19 protein-coding genes are annotated in these 20,285 nt (G+C 57.4%); 9 read left to right on the forward strand and 10 right to left on the reverse strand.

Annotation, left to right across the window (positions count from 1 at the left end; genetic code table 11):
- Positions 1–40: 40 nt before the first annotated feature.
- From R3F50_16290 to R3F50_16300, 3 genes are read left to right on the forward strand one after another with little or no spacing between them, the layout of a single operon-like run.
- Positions 41–961 carry an AAA family ATPase gene (locus R3F50_16290; protein MEZ5491855.1) on the forward strand — a complete coding sequence of 307 codons (921 nt, stop codon included), beginning with the start codon at positions 41–43 and terminating at the stop codon, positions 959–961.
- 52 nt (positions 962–1,013) lie between these two features.
- Complete coding sequence (locus R3F50_16295) at positions 1,014–2,021, forward strand: DUF58 domain-containing protein (protein ID MEZ5491856.1); 1,008 nt, start codon at positions 1,014–1,016, stop codon at positions 2,019–2,021.
- 2 nt (positions 2,022–2,023) lie between these two features.
- Complete coding sequence (locus R3F50_16300) at positions 2,024–4,066, forward strand: DUF3488 and transglutaminase-like domain-containing protein (GenBank protein ID MEZ5491857.1); 2,043 nt, start codon at positions 2,024–2,026, stop codon at positions 4,064–4,066.
- A 56-nt stretch (positions 4,067–4,122) separates the two neighbouring features.
- Here the strand turns inward: R3F50_16300 and R3F50_16305 are convergent, their stop codons facing one another.
- The 7 genes from R3F50_16305 to R3F50_16335 are packed head-to-tail and all read right to left on the reverse strand — an operon-like array spanning position 4,123 to position 11,578.
- The gene (locus R3F50_16305; protein ID MEZ5491858.1) at positions 4,123–4,479 is read right to left on the reverse strand and encodes a stress response translation initiation inhibitor YciH; all 357 of its coding nucleotides are present in this window, start codon (positions 4,477–4,479) and stop codon (positions 4,123–4,125) included.
- 21 nt (positions 4,480–4,500) lie between these two features.
- Positions 4,501–6,261 (reverse strand): BatD family protein, encoded by a 1,761-nt coding sequence (locus R3F50_16310; GenBank protein MEZ5491859.1) that lies wholly within the window; start codon positions 6,259–6,261, stop codon positions 4,501–4,503.
- On the reverse strand, positions 6,255–8,030 hold the full coding sequence (locus R3F50_16315; protein ID MEZ5491860.1) for a VWA domain-containing protein: 1,776 nt from the start codon (positions 8,028–8,030) through the stop codon (positions 6,255–6,257). The genes R3F50_16310 and R3F50_16315 overlap by 7 nt, the downstream gene beginning before the upstream one ends.
- Positions 8,030–9,088: a VWA domain-containing protein gene (locus R3F50_16320; protein ID MEZ5491861.1), complete on the reverse strand. Its 1,059-nt coding sequence runs from the start codon at positions 9,086–9,088 to the stop codon at positions 8,030–8,032. Before R3F50_16320 ends, R3F50_16315 begins: the two co-directional genes overlap by 1 nt.
- 10 nt (positions 9,089–9,098) lie before the next feature.
- Positions 9,099–9,644 carry a DUF4381 domain-containing protein gene (locus tag R3F50_16325; GenBank protein MEZ5491862.1) on the reverse strand — a complete coding sequence of 182 codons (546 nt, stop codon included), beginning with the start codon at positions 9,642–9,644 and terminating at the stop codon, positions 9,099–9,101.
- Positions 9,623–10,600 carry a DUF58 domain-containing protein gene (locus tag R3F50_16330; GenBank protein MEZ5491863.1) on the reverse strand — a complete coding sequence of 326 codons (978 nt, stop codon included), beginning with the start codon at positions 10,598–10,600 and terminating at the stop codon, positions 9,623–9,625. The genes R3F50_16325 and R3F50_16330 overlap by 22 nt, the downstream gene beginning before the upstream one ends.
- An 18-nt stretch (positions 10,601–10,618) precedes the next feature.
- Positions 10,619–11,578: a MoxR family ATPase gene (locus R3F50_16335; GenBank protein ID MEZ5491864.1), complete on the reverse strand. Its 960-nt coding sequence runs from the start codon at positions 11,576–11,578 to the stop codon at positions 10,619–10,621.
- Between the two features lie 237 nt (positions 11,579–11,815).
- Between R3F50_16335 and R3F50_16340 the strand changes: the two genes are divergently transcribed.
- Complete coding sequence (locus R3F50_16340; protein MEZ5491865.1) at positions 11,816–12,061, forward strand: glutaredoxin family protein; 246 nt, start codon at positions 11,816–11,818, stop codon at positions 12,059–12,061.
- A gap of 41 nt (positions 12,062–12,102) precedes the next feature.
- Here the strand turns inward: R3F50_16340 and R3F50_16345 are convergent, their stop codons facing one another.
- Positions 12,103–12,909 (reverse strand): TatD family hydrolase, encoded by an 807-nt coding sequence (locus R3F50_16345; GenBank protein MEZ5491866.1) that lies wholly within the window; start codon positions 12,907–12,909, stop codon positions 12,103–12,105.
- A gap of 292 nt (positions 12,910–13,201) precedes the next feature.
- Between R3F50_16345 and R3F50_16350 the strand changes: the two genes are divergently transcribed.
- Both R3F50_16350 and topA read left to right on the forward strand, forming a co-directional pair.
- Positions 13,202–14,236: a branched-chain amino acid aminotransferase gene (locus R3F50_16350; protein MEZ5491867.1), complete on the forward strand. Its 1,035-nt coding sequence runs from the start codon at positions 13,202–13,204 to the stop codon at positions 14,234–14,236.
- Between the two features lie 257 nt (positions 14,237–14,493).
- Complete coding sequence (gene topA, locus R3F50_16355) at positions 14,494–17,160, forward strand: type I DNA topoisomerase (GenBank protein ID MEZ5491868.1); 2,667 nt, start codon at positions 14,494–14,496, stop codon at positions 17,158–17,160.
- A 56-nt stretch (positions 17,161–17,216) separates the two neighbouring features.
- Here the strand turns inward: topA and lexA are convergent, their stop codons facing one another.
- Positions 17,217–17,825 carry a transcriptional repressor LexA gene (gene lexA, locus R3F50_16360; GenBank protein MEZ5491869.1) on the reverse strand — a complete coding sequence of 203 codons (609 nt, stop codon included), beginning with the start codon at positions 17,823–17,825 and terminating at the stop codon, positions 17,217–17,219.
- A gap of 98 nt (positions 17,826–17,923) precedes the next feature.
- A complete protein-coding gene (locus R3F50_16365) occupies positions 17,924–18,250 on the reverse strand; it encodes a DUF6763 family protein (GenBank protein ID MEZ5491870.1) in 327 nt (108 codons plus the stop codon).
- A gap of 228 nt (positions 18,251–18,478) precedes the next feature.
- Here R3F50_16365 and nagZ point away from each other — a divergent pair, with 228 nt between their 5' ends.
- From nagZ to R3F50_16380, 3 genes are all read left to right on the forward strand, one after another.
- Positions 18,479–19,513, forward strand: coding sequence for a beta-N-acetylhexosaminidase (nagZ, locus tag R3F50_16370; GenBank protein ID MEZ5491871.1), 1,035 nt, complete (start codon positions 18,479–18,481; stop codon positions 19,511–19,513).
- On the forward strand, positions 19,510–19,650 hold the full coding sequence (locus R3F50_16375) for a hypothetical protein (protein ID MEZ5491872.1): 141 nt from the start codon (positions 19,510–19,512) through the stop codon (positions 19,648–19,650). Before nagZ ends, R3F50_16375 begins: the two co-directional genes overlap by 4 nt.
- 77 nt (positions 19,651–19,727) lie before the next feature.
- Complete coding sequence (locus tag R3F50_16380; protein MEZ5491873.1) at positions 19,728–20,282, forward strand: hypoxanthine-guanine phosphoribosyltransferase; 555 nt, start codon at positions 19,728–19,730, stop codon at positions 20,280–20,282.
- Positions 20,283–20,285 lie beyond the last annotated feature (3 nt).

Consider the following 20,285-nt stretch of genomic DNA (forward strand, 5'->3'; position numbering starts at 1 on the left):
AAGTAAGGTCGGTGGTGGTATGGATATCCAGGGTGCCAGCATGGAAAAAAGGGTTAATGCTGCGATCGCCGAGATTGGAAAGGCACTGCTCGGCAAAGAGCAGCAGATCAGGCTGGCACTGTGCTGTCTGTTCTCCGGTGGCCACCTGCTGATAGAAGACCTGCCGGGTATGGGGAAAACCACTCTGTCCCATGCCCTTGCCAAGGCTTTCGGTCTTGCTTACAACCGAATCCAGTTCACCAGCGATCTGTTGCCCGCAGACATACTCGGCGTTTCGATTTACGACCAGTCCAGTGGTGGTTTCAGTTTTCACCCAGGTCCCATTTTCAGCCAACTGATACTGGCAGATGAAATAAACCGTACTACGCCGAAAACCCAGAGCGCATTACTTGAGGCGATGGAGGAAGGGCAGGTGAGCACGGAGGGAGAGACCCGGGCGTTACCAAAGCCGTTTTTCGTCATTGCCACGCAGAACCCGGTCACCCTGTCCGGTACGTTTCCGTTACCGGAATCGCAACTGGATCGTTTTCTGATGCGCCTGCACCTCGGCTATCCCCACCAGGAAGCCGAGCGGGCGCTTCTCGAGCGCGATGAACTGATCGATGCCACCGCCTCTATTTCGAACTGCCTGTCGGCCGCGGACATCGAGGAGTTTCGAACCCGCTCAGCCCGGGTACACAGCAGTGATTCGTTACTTGATTACGTTCAGCGCCTGATCGCTTATACCCGGAACCGGGATGATTTTCATTATGGCCTGTCCCCCCGCGGCAGTCTGGCACTGATGCGTGCGGCCCGGACCTGGGCGCTGATGAGTGGGCGCAGTCATGTCATTCCAGAGGATGTTCAGGCGGTTTTACCGGCCGTGGTAGAGCATCGTCTGCGTGCGGTTACCGATGAGGACGGGCACACGGGTGCCTCGCTCGCACAACGTATGCTCAACGACGTTGACGTAATCAAGTAAACTGCTGCCCGGTCTTAACCCAGTGTTGAATTACGGGACCGATCGATAAAATATGGATTCATCTCAGCGTTACCCATGGCTGACCCGCCGCATGGAAATCTGGGCAGAGCGTCGCAATCCGGCGGGCCCTGATGCGATTCTTAACCGAAAGAACATCCTGATTCTGCCTACCCCCCAGGGCCTCCTGTTTCTGCTGGCTGCCATGATCGTATTCATCGCTGCCATTAACTATGAAGTCAGCCTGGCCTTTGGCCTGGCTTTTTTTATGATCAGCCTGTTCATGGTTTCCATGATTCACAGCTTCAGTAATCTCAATGGTCTGCAACTGTCGGCGTTGCCAGCCAGTCCGGTGTTCAGCGGCGAAGACGCGGCGTTTCAGGTACGACTGAGGCGTGCCGGTAAGCGCAATCACGAGGCGCTGGAATTTTTTTTCAAGGGCTCGACCGCCAGCAAGGCAAACCTGGTGATCTATAAGGAGGAGTCGGTGGCTGTTTTCAGCCGCACCGTGAAACGAGGCTGGCATGCGGCGCCTCGGCTCTATATCCGCACCCGTTTTCCTACCGGGCTGTTTACCGCCTGGTCGGTGGTCAACCTGCAGATGCAGTGCCTGGTTTACCCGAAGCCGGTGGCAGTATCGCTGGCCCGGTTCGGGAATGCCGGAGGCTGTGCCGAAGAGACTGCGCTGGTCAGGGCAGGTACCGAGGATTTCTATGGTTTTCGCAGTTTCACTCCGGGCGACTCGCTCAGGCAGGTCGCCTGGAAAAACGTGGCCCGTGGACAGGGTATGCTGGTTAAACAGTTTGTTGATTACCTGGACGAACGCCTGCAGCTGGATTGGGACATGTTCTTCGGGTTTACTGACGAAGAACGCCTCTCCCGCCTTTGTTACTGCGTGCTGAAGCTGGCTACCTCAGAAACTCCCTATGGATTGAGGCTGCCGGGGGTGGAAATCGCACCTGATACCGGTAAGTCCCACAAGCTCAGTGTCTTGCAGGCGCTTGCGCTATACCGGCAGCGGGCAGGTACTGAGTCCAGCAACAGTGCTGGAAGTGGGGCATAGGCTTGGATATCACCTACCAGATTCCCCGCAGAAGCCTGATCTGGGTGCTGATGTCCGTGGTCATGGCCCTCGCGCCCCATGTCCTGCGCCTGCCTGCGTGGATCAGTCTGGTGGCGGCGGGCTGCATAATCTGGCGCGTGCTTATTTTTCTGGGCAAACTGGATTACCCCGGGCGACTGCTACGGGTGCTGGTGGTGCTGTTTATCCTGGTTGGCTCTGCTTCACAACTACGGTCACTCGATATTGGTCTCGATGTCGCGGCCAGTCTGCTGGCGCTCGGATTTATCTTCAAACTGGTCGAGATGCAGAGTAAGCGCGACATTTATGTGGTGCTGTGCCTGGGCTTTATCATGGCGCTGGTCTCTCTGATCTATTCCCAGAGCATGGTTACCAGCATGTACCTGACCCTGATGACTATCGTCATCATCGGCAGCATGGTGTCGCTGAACCGAACGGCGCCAGTGGGTAAGCGACCGGCCACTCTGGGAGTGGCGGTGAAAATCACTGCCCAGAGTCTGCCCCTCATGATCGTCCTGTTTCTGGTATTTCCGCGTATCGGGCCCCTGTGGGCGGTGCCTACTCAGTCGACTTCCACTACCGGCGTATCGGAGCAGATGTCGCCCGGCGATATCAGTCAACTGGCCCAGTCAACTGATCTGGCATTCCGGGTGACTTTCGAGAATGGCCCGCCGCCCCTGCACGAAAATCTCTACTGGCGAGGCCTGGTGCTGGACTATTTCGACGGGGCAAGCTGGAGTCGCCAGGGACGCTCTGCCTTGTCAGCAGCCGCAGCCAATGCGCCGGTAGAGATCGACTACCAGGATCGGGTCAACGTAGCCGGAACGCCGGTTAGCTATAACGTCATCATGGAGCCCAGTCAGCAACGCTGGATCTTTGGCCTGCACCTGGCCGAGCCGTTGTCTCCCCAGATAACCCGGGGTCGTAACTTCGAGCTGCTCAACCGTACACCGATTAACCAGCGCCTGAGTTACAACCTGCGTTCCTATCGCAACAATCAGACGGATTTACTGCTGCTGAACAGTATTCGCAGGCGTTCTCTGGCTCTGCCCGAAGGGGGTAACCCCCGCAGTCGCGAGCTGGCTCAATCTCTGCGTGCCAACGCCGCCACGGACCGGGATTATGCCTTTGCTGTCATGGCCCTGTTTCAGCAGCAGTTCAGTTATACCCTCAGTCCGCCGTTGCTGGGTGCCGAGCGCGTTGACGAGTTTTTGTTCGGGACCCGGGCAGGCTATTGTGAGCACTTTGCCAGCGCGTTTACCTTCATGATGCGGGCGGGCGGTGTACCGGCCCGGGTAGTGGTTGGCTATCAGGGGGGCGAGTATAATCGATTTGAAAATTACACCATGGTCTATCAGTACAATGCCCATGCCTGGTCGGAAATCTGGCTCGAAGGTGAGGGCTGGGTTCGCTTTGACCCGACATCCATCGTGGCACCGGAGCGTATTTCTGACGGTTTCGAGGCGGCGCTGGGGGATGACCCTAACTTCCTGAACGAAGCACGTTTTTCCTTAGCCAGGTTTCGTGGGGCGGGCTGGATGAATAACCTGCGCCTACGTCTTGATGCCCTGGAATATCTGTGGAATCGGCGGGTTGTCAGCTACAACATCGAACAGCAATCGGTATTTTTTGAACAATGGTTTGGCAATTCCAACCGTACCCGTATTCTGACGGTTCTGGCGGTGTCCAGTCTTTTGACTGTCGCTGCCATAGCCTTGCTGGTGGTCAGGCGGCGCCCCAGGAATAAAATGCGACTGGGTGACGTGTTATACCGGGAATATTGTCACCACCTGGCCCGGATCGGGTTGCCGAGAAGAGCGGGCGAGGCGCCGCTGGATTACTGTCGGCGGGTCGCGGATCAGCGCCCGGACCTTGAACGATCACTGTCCCGCTTGACCGGGCTGTATATGGAGATAGCCTATCAGCCCGGAGACGATCCAGGTTCAGCCAGAACGCAGGAACTGAAGAGGCTGCTACGTGACTTCAGGAGTCAGTTGGCTCGGCGCCACGACAGGGTAACCGGTTAGCGGCCTGACAGAGCTGTCTGGTAGTTGATTGGCAGGCCCGGGGCCAAGTAGTGTGCCTACCCACCAGCAAGCTTTGCCTGGTGCCCCAGGTCAAGAAGAAACGCTTTCACCTTTTCGCGATGATCGCCCTGTATTTCGATTGTGTCCCCGCTGACCGTGCCGCCACTGCCGCAGTGCTTTTTCAGGGATGAACCGAGTAACTGAAGTTCCAGGGCATTGAGAGGCAGGCCCCTGATAACGGTTACCTCTTTGCCGGCTCTGCCCTTGCGCTCCCGACCGATCGTAACTCCACCGCTGGGCTGGGCTGTCTGCCGGGTTTTTGATTTACACTGGCAATTGCTGACTGGTAGGGCGCACTCGGGGCAGAGGCGCCCCGAGTCGGTTGAATAAACTGGCCGTGAATCTCTTGCCATCACTGCAAGGCGCTGTGCTGATCAGGTGCGGTAAAGCGGGGGCAGACTGTAGGGCTCGGTGCGCCGGGTTTCCTTGTTGGCCACCTGTTGTTGCTTTCGCATCTGCAGCAATTCGGTCTCGATCTGTGCACTGTCGAGTTTTTCCTGCAGGTCCGCGTTGTACAGCGCGGTCTGCACCCGGAGGCAGAAATCCGTCAACAACGAATCTCCCGAAAGACGGATAATGTCGTCCATGCTGCGAACTTTGTTCGGCGCGTAATAGTGGGAAGCCCAGATCAGCAGAGCCGCTTTGATCGCAGCGGGCTCGCCGGATCGTAAGGCAGCGGTCAGGGCGGCGAATGCCACGCCTTCGTTATTCTCGGGCCTGCGAGTGTCCGCCAGTCGCTTTGCAGTGTTTCGCAGCAGCGCGAGGGGGTCGATGTTGAAGCTGCGGATTACCAGCAGATAGATGCTGGCAATGACGATCAGGACAGCGGCTGCGATAAAAATGTTAAACCAGATAACCGGTATATTAATCAGGGTGCTTTCACTCTGGGAGTCGAGCATGCTCTGATCAAGCACCGGCGCGGCGGTCTCGCCTTCCAGTACTTCGCCGTTATCATCCACCTGCTGTTCGGCCGGCAGATTGCCGTCTATCGTCGCAATATTAAATCGGGATGCCGGCACTGTGGCGTAGCGCAGTTCATTGGCGGCGATGTCCCACCAGGGAACTGAGAGCTCCGGCACCACTACTGTTCCGGCCCGGGTGGGGACAATCGCCGTTGCTTCAACACGGGTGCCGACGATTTCGCTGTCCACGAAAGTTCGTTCGATTTCAGCCGGTTCCGGATACAGATTGGCACCCTCTATCTGTGCGGGGCTGAAAGGGGGCAGCACGGCTCCATCCAGACCCACCGCAACCAGCGTCACTGTTCTGGTGACGGTGTCGCCGACTTGCAGGGTACTGATATCCTGGCTCCAGGATTCTTCCAGCGTGACACTGCTGGCAGGTAACCAGTTTTCCTGGCCCTGAGCCGCTGCGGGGCGTTCCTGGACGTCGATGGTCATTCCCTCGATATAGGCAGTCACGCGCTGGGTATTGAGATTACGGTATACAAAGCTACTGGAACCGTCGGTGACTTCGCCACGGAACAGGATGTCGGGGATCTCCAGTGGGCCGCTGCGCTGCGGAAAAATCACGTAACGCATTTCGTAGACCCCATAACGCACGCCGTCTATCAGCTGTTCGTATTGGTTGGGAGAGCCGATCAACTGAATCACTGTGTCAGGCATATCCAGTTCAGTGAACTGAGGATTACGAATGCCGCGGAGGGTGTAGAACAGCCGAATGGTAAACAGGAGCTGCTCCTGCACAAACACGCTTTCTTTGTTGACCTCAGTCTCCAGGAACAGGTCACTGTTTCCCTGGTTTGAGTTCGGACCCTGATCGACCACGTTCAGTGTTATCGGATCGGTTATTTCAGCGCCGATCTGCAACGGCGGAATTTCAATTTCGCCTTCCCGGGTCGGGAAGAGGGTGATCACATAGTCAGTCCAGGATTCAACCTGGTTGTTGATGCTGCGGATCTGCTGTGATGTCCGGGAGGCAAGTATGTCGAAGGAATCCCGCAGGGGGGACAGGTCCAGCTGATTGTTCTGTTGCTGGAAAACCCTGACTGTCAGCTCGACCGTGTCGCCGCGGGCGATTTCGGTACGATCCACGCTGATCTCGACATTCTGGGCGTCAGCGAAAAGCGGCAGTAGAGAAAGGACAAGCAGTAGAGAGCGAACCAGCCTCACCATATCTGTTCTCCTGATTGCAGATTGTTGGCGGTACCGTTCAGCTGGCGCTGGCGATATTGAAAGCGGAATTTTCTCTGCAGCAATTCACCGGGATCATCCTCGATACGCCGCAGCCATTGTTCCAGAGATTGCTGCTCTTCGAATTCCTCGTTGGTTTCCTCGCTGGGCGTGTTCTGTTCGCTGTTGCTCTCGGAACCTTCCTGTTCCTCGGGCTGTTGCTGCTGTTGCTGCTGTTGTTCCTGATCCTGGTTGCCTTCCTGGCTTTCCTGCTCCTGCTGATCACTGTTTTCCTGATCCTGTTGCTCCTGCTCCGAACCTTCCTGCTGTTGCTGCTCGTCGCTGCTGTCGCCCTCGGATTCGCCTTCCTGGCTTTCCTGCTCCTGCAGTAATTGCTCGACGATCTCTTTGTTGTGCAGCGCGTCGGCGTGATCCGGTTCTAGTTCCAGGGTGAGTTCATAGGCTGCGATGGCCTCGGCCAGGTTGCCGTTGAGGGCCAGTGCGTTACCCCGGTTGTAGTGCCCGTCGGCGCTGATGTCGCTGCTGAAGGCGGCGACGGCCGCCTCGTAATTTTCCGAGCGATACATGGCGGAGCCCTGCCAGCCTGGTGTTTCGAACAGGACGGCGGCGTCCTGGTAGTTTTCCGCCTCCATGGCCGCGGCTCCCTGCTGGTCAGGAGTCTTCCACAGATCCCGCCATTCCCAGGCCTGGGCCTGCCGAGTCGGGGTGAGAGTGCCGGCGACAGTAAACAGCAGGGCGATACTGAACAGCCAGCCGCGGCGGAAACTGAGGGCGGCGATAGGCAGGATCAGAATCAGCAGCCAGGGCCCGGCTTCGTACCAGATATCGAATTCCTCTTCTACTTCGCTGAGGCTGTCCTCGAAGAATAGTGAATCCGCCAGCAGGTAGTTGATATCGGCGTTAGACAGCTGGATATCGTGGTAGCGACCGCCAGTGCGATTGGTCAGGGATTGCAGGACGTTGCGGTTCAGTTGCGGTATGACAGCATCGCCATTCGCATCGGTCAGGAAACCCCCGTCACTGGTGCGGATCGGGGCGCCTTCCTCGGTGCCCACACCCATAACCAGCAACTCATAAGCGGTGGCGCTGACCTGTTCAGCCAGTGCCTGTTCCTCGGCAAAGCCGGCGATTCCGTCGGTGATCAGTAACAATCGGCCACGGGTGGCTTCCACGTCATCCAGCAGCGAAATAGCCAGCTCCATGGCCGCGCGGGGATTGCTGCCAAAAAGGGGCATGATATTGGGCGACAGTGACGGGACCAGGGCTGAAATGGTGACCGTGTCATCGGTCAGGGGCGTAACCGTGTGGGCATCGCCAGCATACACGACCAGCGCGGTCTGGCCTTCATCCCGTTGATCGAGAATATCCCTCAGTTTGCGCTTGGCCAGGTCCAGACGACTGGGTACGTGATCAGGAGCGAACATGGACAGGGACAGGTCGAGAATGATCACCAGTGCATCCTCCCGTTTCTGCACCGGCTGCGGCAGCTTCTCCCACACCGGCCCGGCAAGCGCGAGAATGCTGAACAGCCAGACGGATGCCAGCAGGACCAGGGGCGTCCGCTGTGCGGCGTTCCTGCTTTTATCCAGCAGGAACGGCAGCAGCGACTTGTCGATCGCCTTGTCCCAGGCAGATACCGAAGAGTTGATTCGCCACAGTGCCAGCAGAAACGCCACGCTGGGGATCAGCGCCAGCAGCCACAGAGGGCGCAGAAAGTGGAATTCCTGCAGGTTGGGAATGACCAGTTCCATCAGCTGCTACTCCCGACACCGAGCCCTTCAATATCTGAGTCTTCGGGTGTTTCGGGCTTTCGGCCCAGCAAAGACAGCCAGGGGATCGAAGCGGCGGCCAGGATAAAACTGATCAGCAGGGAGGCCCCCAGTGGCCAGAAGAAAAGAATCTTGGTGGGCCGGTAGGTCTGCTCATCCTGCTCGATGGCTTCCAGTCGGTCCAGCTCTTCGTAAATTTCAACCAGGTCATTGACATCACGGGCGCGGAAGTAGCGACCGCCCGTTGACTCTGCGATCTGGGTCAGGGTTTCTTCATCCAGTTCGGCGGAGGGATTGACGGAACGGGAGCCAAAGAAGGTGCGCTGCACCACCTGGTCGGCGCCGATGCCAATGGTGTAGATCTTGATGGCCTCAGTTTCAGCCAGCTGACCGGCCTGGATAGGGGAAACCGAACCGGCGTTGTTCACTCCGTCGGTAAGAAGTACCAGGACCCGGCTGTTTTCGGGACGGTTACGCAGATGCTTGACGCCAAGGCCGATAGCATCGCCGATGGCCGTAGCGGATTCTTCGATGATTCCAATTTCGGCTTCTTCCAGCAGGGTACCCACGGTCTCCCGGTCAAAGGTCAGCGGTGCCTGGATATAGGCATGGGCTGCAAACAGAATCAGTCCGAGACGGTCGCCTTCGCGACGTTCGACGAAATCACTGACCACCGCCTTGACCACGTCGATACGCGATACCTGCCGGTTACCGACCACCATGTCCTGGGCTTCCATGCTGCCGGAGATGTCCACGGCGAGCATCAGGTCCCGTCCGGTGGAGGGTAGCTCAACCGGATCTCCCAGCCATTGGGGACGACTGGCCGCCAATACCAGCAGCAGCCAAATAAGTGTGCAGCAGATAAGATTGAGCAGTCTGCCGCTGGAGAGGCTGTCGCTGTCAGATTGCAGGCGGGTCAATTTCTCGAAGAATGGCACGAACAGGGAAGCATCCTGCCGGGGTGCCCGGGCCATAAGCCGATAGACCAGCAGCGGAAGGGGCAGGGCGAGAAATGCGTAAGGCCAGGTAAATTCAAGCATGTTGGACCTTTCAGGCGCGCAGGTTTTCGGAGTTGTCAGCCCCGGAATGGTTCATGTACAGGGTTGCTATCCAGTGCTCCCCGAATTTATGCAACTGCTCCACGTCTATGTCACAGCGGGTCTGGAAACGACCCTCAGCCAGGGCGTTGGCGATTTCTTCGGTCATTCGGGAAGACTCACCTTTTTCCTGGATAAAATCAACCCAGGCGCGACCACTGAGGCTGGCCGCGCGACTGTTTGGATAATGCCACAGGGCAACCCGCCGCAGCACGGAATTCACCTCGTTGAGGAACCGCAGCCGGGCTGCGTTAGCCTGCTCCGGATCGGCACCGCCAGCCTCACCCTGATAGGCAGCGTAAACACGGTCCAGTTCCTGTATGGCGAAAGCACAGATCTTGCGCTGGCGCCTGACTTGCACGAGTTTCAATACCAGCCAGCCCAGCATCACCAGCACCAGCAGCGCCAGCAGCCACCAGCCTGGCGCCGGTGGCCAGAAGGAGACCGTTTCTGGCAGATGAATATCGGCCAGCTGCTCTAGGAGTTCTGCACTATCCATTGTCTTATCTGCTCGACCACGACTTGGTTGGTTTTAAGTCGGATCATGGGAATCTGGAGCTGATCCAACTCACTTTTGATGGCTTCCAGACGCTCCCGGAACTGGTCCTTGTAACGTTCCCGCACTTTGCTGTTGAACGTATTCAACGCGCCGCGCCGATTGCCGTCGGTGATGCTGTAAAAACCGGGTACCGGTAACACTTCTTCCAGTGGATCCGAAACAAATACGCAGATGACATTGTTGTGGCGCGATAGCTGGTACAGGTACTGCGACGCTCGCGCGTCGAGAGTCGAAAAGTCAGACACTATATAGAGGGTGCTGCCAGGCTTGGTGATGCGCCTGATCTGTCCCAGCGCGTAAGCGAGGCCTGGTTCAAAGCTGGGGTCCAGTGGTACTTCCTGATCCCGGGAGCGGTCCTGCAGGCGCTGATTATACTGATACACCAGGTTGAGCAGATGCAGTGCGGAGCGGCGGCTGCGACGGGGGCGCACCAGATTTGCCGCTTGATCCGAAAACACCAGGCCACCGACCCGGTCACCGTTGTCTATGGCCATCCAGCAGAACAGCGCCGCGACCTGAGCCGCGATAACCGACTTGAAGGCTACCTGACTGCCGAAAAACATGTTGGTTGTCTGGTCCACGGCGATAATGACCGGACGCTCCCGCTCTTCCCGGAAAACCTTGGTGAACGGTCGCCCGGTTCGGGCAGTCACACGCCAGTCAATCAGGCGTATATCGTCACCCTGCTGGTAAGGCCGGAACTCCTCAAAATCAATCCCGCGGCCGCGCATCTTGGACAGGTGGAGTCCGGAAATGCCGGCGATGGATCGGCTGTGCGCCACATATTCCAGGGTTTTCGCCGCGTAACGCTGAATCAGGAGGTGCTCCAGATCGACGACAGCACCGGTACATTGGTAGCGGCTCTGAAAGGGATCCAGTTGCAATGCCGTTGGCATAATTGCGAGTCCCTGCCGTTACGCGGTGGGTACGCGTTCGCGAATGGTTTCCAGGACCTTGTCGGGAGTGATACCGCTGGCTTCGGCCTCGAAACTCAGCAGAATCCGGTGCCGCAGCGCGTCGAACATGACTTCCTGCACGTCATCCGGGCTGACAAAATCCCGTCCCTGGATCCAGGAGTGGGCGCGGGCACAGCGGTCGAGAGAGATTGTTCCTCGGGGGCTGGCTCCGTATTCCAGCCATTTGGCCAGGTCGTCGCCGTAGACTTCCGGCTTACGGGTCGCCATGATCAGCTGAATGATGTACTCCTCGACTGCCGGCGCCATGTGCATCGCGAGGATTTCCTGGCGCGCTTCGAACAAATCGGACTGGGGGATTATCTTGGGCGGGGCAGGTATTTTGTTCTGCGCCTCATCTCTGACCAGATGCAGAATTTCCCGTTCGGCCTCGACAGCGGGGTAGTCGATGGTAACGTGCATCAGGAAGCGGTCCAGCTGAGCTTCCGGCAGCGGGTAGGTTCCTTCCTGTTCGATCGGGTTCTGGGTTGCCATTACCATGAACAGAGGCGGCAGGCTGAAGGACTCCCGCCCAACGCTCACCTGGTGTTCCGCCATGGCTTCCAGTAACGCTGACTGTACCTTGGCGGGTGCCCGGTTGATCTCGTCGGCCAGCACCAGGTTGTGGAAAATCGGGCCTTGTTGAAAGCGAAACGATCCGTCTTCGGGGCGGAAAACCTCCGTACCGGTAATATCACTGGGAAGCAGGTCGGGAGTGAACTGGATACGGTGAAAATCACCTTCTATGGCCCGAGACAAGTCTTTGATAGCTTTGGTTTTTGCCAGACCAGGTGCACCCTCCACGAGGAGGTGTCCATCGGCTAACAGAGCAATCAGCAGGCGATCAAGCAATTTTTCCTGGCCGATAATCTGGTGAGAAAGCCAGTTTTTCAGCTCTGTTATCATTTCGTGGTGGCTCATATTGTTGTTCTCGATCGTTTTAAGCGGCTAATTATGACGAAGTCACGGATTTTAAACGTTTTCAGAGCGATGTCTAGGGAAGCTCCGATTAAATACTGTTCTGTATTGGCTTTCAGGCGCGTTCCCCGCTGGAGGCCTGTCGGGCGACCCGTTGGAGAGATTGCTCCCGCCGGCCGATACGGTTCAGCGAGAGAGACGGGCCGTCCGGCGAGTGAACAGAACAGAAGGAATTCGGTTATGGCTACCCTGATTGTCTATTCTACGGCTGGCTGTCATCTGTGCGAGCAAGCGGAGGCGCTGCTGTGTCAGCTGGCTCTGGAAACACCGCTGGACTGGCAGACAGTGGATATCGCGACCGATGCGGAGCTGGTGGAACGATACGGTGTTCGAATTCCGGTTCTGGTCTGGCAGGGTAGTACCATTGAGCTGGGCTGGCCCTTTGACCTCCAGCAGTTGCGGCACTTTATAGCTGCCGGGATCTAGCTGAAAGCGCCAGGTAAAACTCTATAATCGAGCTGCGGCAGTCAACCCGGCAGATGGAACAGAGCTCGTGCATTGGCTGTCGTCTGCCGGGCTAGTAGCCCGGTAGGGCAGCCGGTACAGCGGGCTACCATGGCGAGTACTTCCGGCAGATAGCGAGGTTCATTGCGCCTTGAGCGCGGTGCCGGCCTGAGGCTTCGGGGCAGCAGGTAAGGCGCGTCGGTCTCCAGCAGCAGCCGGTCCCGGGGAATGTCCTTGACCAGGTCCTGCAGCGGCTTGCCCCGTCGTTCATCGCAAATCCATCCGGTAATGCCGATATACATGTCAAGGTCCAGGTAATCGAACAGTGCCTCCCTGCTGTCCGTGAAGCAATGCACAACGCCACCAGGCAGTCGGGAACGGAAGGATTTGAGTATCTGATAGAAACTGTCGTGGGCATCGCGCTGGTGCAGGAATACCGGTTTCTGAAGTTCGCAGGCCAGTTCGAGCTGGCGGGCAAAAGCCTGCTCCTGCTGCTGTCGGGGCGAATAGTCGCGATTGAAATCCAGGCCCGTCTCACCTATGGCGACCACGGCAGGCTGCTGAGCACATTGTTTAACGGCGCGGTAAGCCTGTTCGTCAAAGGCGCTGGCTACATGGGGATGGTATCCGGCGGTGCAGGTCAGGTAGTCAGGATGGGACTCACTCAGCGCCAGGGCGGCCCGGACGGATTCCAGGTCCGTACCGGTAACGATTATACGCTCGACACCGGCGCTGCGAGCCTGGCCCAGAACAGCGTCGAGGTCGTGTTCAAAGGCGCTGTGGCTGAGGTTGGCACCTATATCGATCAGGGCTGGAGGGGCAGTATCCATAGGGTCGCTACTGTACGCACAGTGGCAGTCCAGCTCAAGTCTTGTCAGGGAAAACGAAACCGGGGCGCAACTCAGAGTTGCTGTTCACGTTTCGGGTGATGCGGTGACTGCGCTGTTGTCCTTATGGGGGGGGGCTGATGGTTGGGCCATGTGTGGAAAATGCTTGGCCAATAGCCGATAATACGCCCGCATTCCGCACCGGACGAGGGTCAGCAGGCCCCAGGTAGCAGCACGTTACGCCCGGTCTCAGATTCAGCGGTTTATTTAACTCAGCAACAGAATGGGAATTATCTTGGAAAAGAAAGCATTGAACTGGTCCGAGCTCGGTTTTCAATACAAAAAAACTGACTATCGTTTTACTGCCAGCTACCGCGACGGCAACTGGTCGGACGGGGAACTGGTGGAGTCAGAAATAATTCCGATTCATGAGGGAGCGCCCGCGCTGCACTACGCGCAACAGTGTTTTGAAGGCATGAAGGCGCAGACCGCTCCGGACGGCAGAGTGCTGCTGTTTCGTCCAGAGCTGAACAGCGAACGGATGAATCAGGCGGCCGCGCGCCTGCTGATGCCGGAGGTGCCCAGAGACCTGTTTATCCATGCTGTCGAGGAAGCAGTAAGGGCGAACTATGCCTGGATACCACCCTATGGTTCCGGTGCCTCCTTATATATACGGCCTCTGCTGATCGGGGTCGGTGAAAACCTGGGGCTGCGGCCGGCAAAGATATTTGAATTCCGGGTGTTTGTATCGCCGGTAGGGCCTTACTATTCCAGCAATGGCATGGCCGTTATTTCTCTGGCAGTTTCCGATATCGACCGGGCAGCACCCCACGGGACCGGCAATTTTAAAGTAGGGGCAAATTACGCCGGAGGCCTGATGGCTACTCGCGAGGCGCAGGCCAAAGGTGCTGACGAGGCGCTGTATCTGGATGCGGCGCAAAGGCGTTTCATCGATGAGGCCGGTTCGGCTAATATCCTTATTTCCATGACCGGCAATCGCTTTGTAACACCCCGATCCGATGCTGTGCTACCCAGTATTACCCGCCGATCACTGATGGTGCTCGCCGAAGACCGGCTTAAGTTAAACACAGAGTGTCGTCCCATCGACCTGCGGGCAGAGCTTCAGGATTTTCAAGAAGTGGCTGCCTGTGGGACGGCGGCCGTGTTATCGCCGGTTGGTAAAATCTGGTTCGACGGTCAATGGCACAGCTTTCACGATGACGGTAAGTCGGTCGGTCCGGTCATGCAGGAGCTCTACGATCTGCTGGTGGGAATACAGCGGGGCGAACTCGCTGACCCTTACGGCTGGGTTCACGAAGTATCGATCTGAGCCAAACTAATGAACGGCGGCCGGCCTGCAGGCCGGTTGCCGTCGCACCCCGATTTCCCCTGTCAGCAGACTCCTTATGGCCGCCAGAGGACAGGTGACAGGCGTTTGGCCACCACCGGCCGGGCCCGATTTCCCCCGTCACTCAAGTAACAGACTCTTACAACAAAAACTTGACCGGGCAGAGACTAGCCCTTATATATGTGCGCTTTGCAAAATTCCGGCAGCGCTGTGCCCAAATCAAGGAAGTTATAATTTCAATGTCTAAATCTCTGGTCATCGTAGAGTCTCCTGCCAAAGCCAAGACCATAAACAAGTATCTGGGACCAGAGTTCATCGTTAAATCCAGTATCGGCCACATCCGGGATCTGCCAACCTCCGGCAGCTCCAGCGGCAGCGATCCCAAGGCCAGGGCCGCGGCCGCGGCAGAAACCCGCAAGATGAGCGCCGAAAAGAAAGCGGTGCATCGCAAAATCAAACAGAAAGAACAGCTTGTCAAACGAATGGGCGTGGACCCTGAGCACGACTGGCAGGCCAATTATGAAATCCTGCCCGGTAAGGAAAAGGTGGTCAATGAACTGCGCAAGCTGGCCAAGTCGGCCGATCGGGTTTACCTGGCTACTGACCTTGACAGGGAAGGGGAAGCCATCGCCTGGCATCTGAAGGAAGCAATCGGCGGCGACCCATCCCGTTATAAACGCGTTGTGTTCAACGAGATCACCAAGCGCGCTATCCAGGAGGCCTTCTCCGAGCCGGGTGAACTGGATATGCGTTATGTGGAAGCGCAGCAGGCCAGGCGCTTTCTGGATCGCGTGGTGGGCTTCATGGTTTCACCGCTTTTATGGGCGAAGGTGGCGCGAGGTCTTTCCGCTGGACGCGTCCAATCGGTTGCAGTGCGACTGGTGGTGGAACGGGAGCAGGAAATCCGGGCCTTCATTCCGGAGGAATACTGGGAGGTGTTCGCCGACCTGGAGTCCAGTGATCATGACAAGCTGCGCTGTCAGGTAGTCAAGGAAGCGGGCAAAAATTTCCGGCCCGGCAGTAAAGACGAAACCGACAGGGCGGTCACGTTGCTGCAAAGCGCCGGGTACCAGGTTATTCAGCGTGACGACAAGCCCACTTCGTCAAAACCACGCCCTCCTTTAATCACCTCGACATTGCAACAGGCCGCCAGTACACGACTGGGGTTCGGGGTGAAGAAGACCATGATGATGGCCCAGCGGCTTTACGAAGCCGGCTATATCACCTACATGCGTACTGACTCGACACACCTGAGTGACGACTCTATTGCCATGTCGCGGGACTACATCCTCAAAGCCTTTGGTGACCGTTACCTGCCGGCACAGCCGCTGCGCTACAGCTCCAAAGAGGGTGCCCAGGAAGCGCACGAGGCGATCCGACCCACGGATGCGAATGTCCGTGCCGAGCAGCTCAACAACATGGAACACGACGCGGTGCGGCTGTATAACCTGATCTGGCAGTTTTTCCTCGCCTGTCAGATGCCCAGGGCCGAGTACCTGAGCAGCACGCTGACCATAGGTGCGGGCGACTTCGAATTACGCGCCAAGGGGCGCATCATGAAGTTTGACGGTTACCTGCGGGTCATGCCGGGTAAAGAGGATGATGTGGTATTACCGGCCCTGGAGGTGGATGATCAGCTGCAGTTGAACAAGCTGGATCCAATACAGAACTTTACCCGACCGCCGCCCCGGTTCACCGAGGCCAGCCTGGTCAAGGAGCTTGAAAAGCGGGACATCGGCAGGCCATCGACTTATGCCGCGATTATTTCCACGATTCAGGACCGCGGTTACGTCAAACTGGAAAACAAGCGCTTTCACGCCCTCAAGATGGGTGACATTGTGTCCGAGCGGTTGCTGGAAAGTTTCAGTGAGTTGATGAGTTACGATTTCACGGCGCGCATGGAAGATGCCCTCGATGATGTCGCCAACGGCAAGCGCAGCTGGAAAGATCTGCTGGATGAGTTTTATAAAGGTTTCCTCAAGCAGCTTGAAAAAGCGGAATCTGAAAATGATGGCATGCGCACCAATAACCCTACGGATACGGACATTCCGTGTCCCAAGTGCGGGCGCAATATGCAGATTCGTACGGCTTCAACCGGCGTTTTTCTCGGCTGCTCGGGGTATTCATTGCCGCCCAAGGAGCGTTGTAAAAGTACTATCAATCTGACGCCCGGTGACGAGGCCATCCGCACCGACAACGTGGAAGAGGCGGAGGAGCAGGAGAATGTGCAGCTGCGCCACAAGCACCGTTGTAAAAAATGCGGGACGGCCATGGACGCGTATCTGATCGATGAGAACAGAAAGCTGCATGTCTGTGGCAACAATCCCGATTGTCCCGGCTACGAGGTTGAAGAGGGTAAATTCAAGATTCGAGGTTATGACGGGCCGGTCATCGAGTGTGACAAATGCGGCGCGGAGATGCAGTTAAAGACCGGACGGTTCGGTAAATATTTTGGTTGTACCAGCGAGTCCTGCAAAAATACCCGTAAGTTACTTCGAAGCGGTCAGCCGGCGCCGCCCAAAATGGACCCTGTGCCAATGCCGGAGCTGCAATGCGAAACCGTGGAGGATCATTATATTCTGCGTGATGGGGCGTCGGGGCTGTTTCTGGCGGCCAGCAAGTTTCCCAAGAATCGCGAAACCAGGGCGCCCCTGGTGGAGGAGCTGCTGCCTCACAAAGACGAGATTGACCCCAAGTATGCTTACCTGATGGAAGCTCCGGTCAAGGATGACGAGGGTAACAAAACCCTGGTGCGGTTCAGTCGAAAAACCCAGGAGCAATACGTCCAGACAGAGGTGGATAAGAAGGCTACTGGTTGGAAAGCGTTCTATCGGGATGGTCGATGGGTTGTCAGCAAGCCGGAAGCCAAGTCTGGCGTCCGCAAGAAACCCGGCAAGAAGAAATAGACCGGGCGGAGATCAGCGCCATTACAGTCGGCGTGGTAATGGCGTGACCGGCTCCGCTAGAGCTGTCTGCGAATCACGCCGACACTCACCCCCTCAATGTCAAACGGTTGCGTTCGCAGGTCTACCTCGATAGGAGCAAAATCCGGGTTCTCCGCGACAAGCTGTATGCGGTGCCGGCTTCGGGTGGTCTGCAGGCGCTTGACTGTCACCTCCTCACCGAGACGCGCAACAATGATGTCTCCGTTATTGGCCCGGGTGGTCTTGTGTACCGCCAGCAGATCACCTTCGAATATACCCGCATTCACCATGCTGGAGCCTTTCACCGTCAGCAGATAATCCGCCCGCGGATTGAACATCTGGGGCGGTATTTCGCAGTACTCCGCAATACACTCGGTGGCCAGAATGGGGCTGCCGGCAGCCACCTGTCCTACCACCGGAAGGCCGGTATGTTCCGGGACCGGAAGCCGGATACCCCGGGAAGTACCGGGGAGCATCTCGATTGCGCCCTTGCGAGCCAGCGCGCGCAGGTGTTCTTCAGCGGCATTGGGAGACTTGAAGCCCATTTTCTCCGCAATTTCCGAACGAGTTGGCGGAAAGCCCGTATCCTGCAGATAGTCCCTGATGAAGGTAAGTATTTCTTCCTGGCGAGGCGTAAGCTTGATCATGGAGAAGCACCCTGGGGATCGTAGGCCTGTAATTATATACAGTTATCTGCCGATGACCAAGCTTCTTAAGGGCGCCAGTTCCGAGGCTGGCCCGGTCCCTAGAGGATCTGGAAGTCGTCACCAAGGTCCAGCAGGTCCGGTTCCAGATCGGTCAACGCGCCGGACCAGTTTTCCGGGATGATGGCCTGGTCGTGGTACTGGCTGTCCTCCTTGTTGACTTCGTAGGGAGTCCGCCAGTCCTCGGGCGCTTCGGCGGCGAGCAGCGGCAGTTGTTGCCAGGTGGACAGATCGAACTCGCCGACCTCCCCATCCAGATGCTGATACTCGATAGTACCGCTCTCCTCATCGATCGCGACGACTTCGAAGATTGTGCCGCTATTGAGATCCTGGTACCAGGCCGAAATTTCAGCTGCCAGATGATTCATCCTCCACTCTCCTCCAAGCCGGTTTACTGTGGTGTTTCAATCTCCTGATCGGCAACTTCCCGTTTGCGTAAGGCTCCTGAATTACATTCCTTGATAAGGCACTTACTGACCTTATACGCCTGTTGCCGGGCTGGAATCAAGTCGTGTCGATTAATCCCCGGGAGATTTTGATCTGGCTCTACCTTCTGTGATAATGCCGGCGATCAGACTATTCAGAGAAAGCACGGTATGAAGAATTCGAGTGGACTTGGCCCATTGATGCTGGATGTTCAGGGGCTGCAGTTGAGCGCCGCTGACAGAGATGTCCTGTGTCACCCCCAGACTGGCGGGGTGATACTGGGGCTCTATGGGCGTAATTACGAGTCACTCAATCAGCTGCGTGACCTGGTGGCCGGCATCAGAGAATGTAACCCGCAGTTACTGATTGCCGTGGATCAGGAAGGTGGACGGGTACAACGATTCAAGCAGGATTTTACCCGGCTGCCCAGCATGCATACCTTTGGCGAGCTGTACGCCCGGGATCGCCAGCAGGGGTTGTCCCTGGCCGAGACCTGTGGCTGGTTGATGGCGGCGGAGGTGCTGGCGTGCGGGCTAGATCTGAGTTTTGCACCGGTGCTGGATCTGTACCGTCCCGAAAGCCGTATTATCGCCGACCGGGCGTTCGCTGCCGTCCCGGACGATGTGGTCAGCCTGGCGAATGCTTTCATTGCCGGCATGCATGCCGCCGGCATGAAGGCGACGGGCAAGCACTTTCCCGGGCACGGCAGTGTGCCGGAAGATTCCCATGTTGAATTGCCGATCGATAATCGCAGTCTGGAGGAACTGGAGCAGTCGGATCTGCTGCCATTCAGTCGCTGTGTCGACAACCTGGATGCTGTGATGCCCGGCCACGTGGTCTATACCCAGATTGATGAGCAATGTGCAGCGTTGTCTCCAGCCTGGTTGCAGGATGTGCTGCGTTATCGGCTTGGCTTCAAAGGGATCATTTTCAGTGACGATCTGACCATGGCGGCTGCCGATTCTGCCGGTGACATGCAGCGACGGGCGCATCTCGCTCTGGATGCAGGGTGTGACATGGTGCTGGTCTGTAACGACCGGCCCCGGGCCGAAGAGGTACTGCATTGGCTGGAATCCCAGTCCTGGCCTGGCAACGCCGGATTGACGGCCATGGCAGGGGAGAGGCGGTACGACTGGGAAGGGTTGCATGAAAGTGCGCAGTGGCGGGCCGCCCGCGAGCAGATTGCACCGCTGACTGCTGAATGACGCCACAGGCAGAAGCCCGTGTGGCTGGCGCCTGTTCCGTTCACGGGAACCGGCAGGAAAACCTGATGGTTCTGTTGCCGTGTCATATCGGGCTGGCTCATGCCGGGGGCAATGCAGCCCGCCAGCGGCTGGACTGAATTCCGGTGGGTCGCGGTCATCAGAACCAGGTTCCCCAGGTGCGCTGAAGTAAGCGGGAGAAACCACAGTGAGTTTGATACATCCGAAACAAATCAAGGAAGTCTGGCGTCGCTCCCGCTGTCTGTATGATGAAGCAGCAGTGGAGGCGGCGCTGGATCGAATGGCGGAACAGATCACCCAGCGCCTGGGGGACTGCAACCCGGTTCTACTGTGTGTCATGCATGGCGGGTTGATCACCACCGGCAAACTGGCCCAGCGACTCAAATTTCCTTTGCAGATGGATTACCTCCACGCCACCCGCTACCGGGAACAGACCAGTGGCGCAGATCTGCAGTGGAAAGTGACACCCTCGGTGTCATTGCAGGGAAGGGCGGTGCTGCTGATCGATGACATTCTTGATGAAGGAGAGACGCTGGCGCAGGTCAAGGCCTATTGTCTCGAGCAGGGAAGTGACAAGGTCTACACAGCGGTGCTGATCGATAAAAAGCACGACCGCAAACACCCTGACAGCGTGGCCGACTTCGTCGGCCTGGAAGCCGAGGATTATTACCTGTTCGGGTATGGGATGGACTATCGGGGTTATCTGAGAAATGCGGCGGGTATTTTCGCGATCGATGAGGCTGATCGCTAGAGC

Source organism: Gammaproteobacteria bacterium (assembly GCA_041395725.1).
Taxonomy (GTDB): domain Bacteria; phylum Pseudomonadota; class Gammaproteobacteria; order Pseudomonadales; family Pseudohongiellaceae; genus NORP240.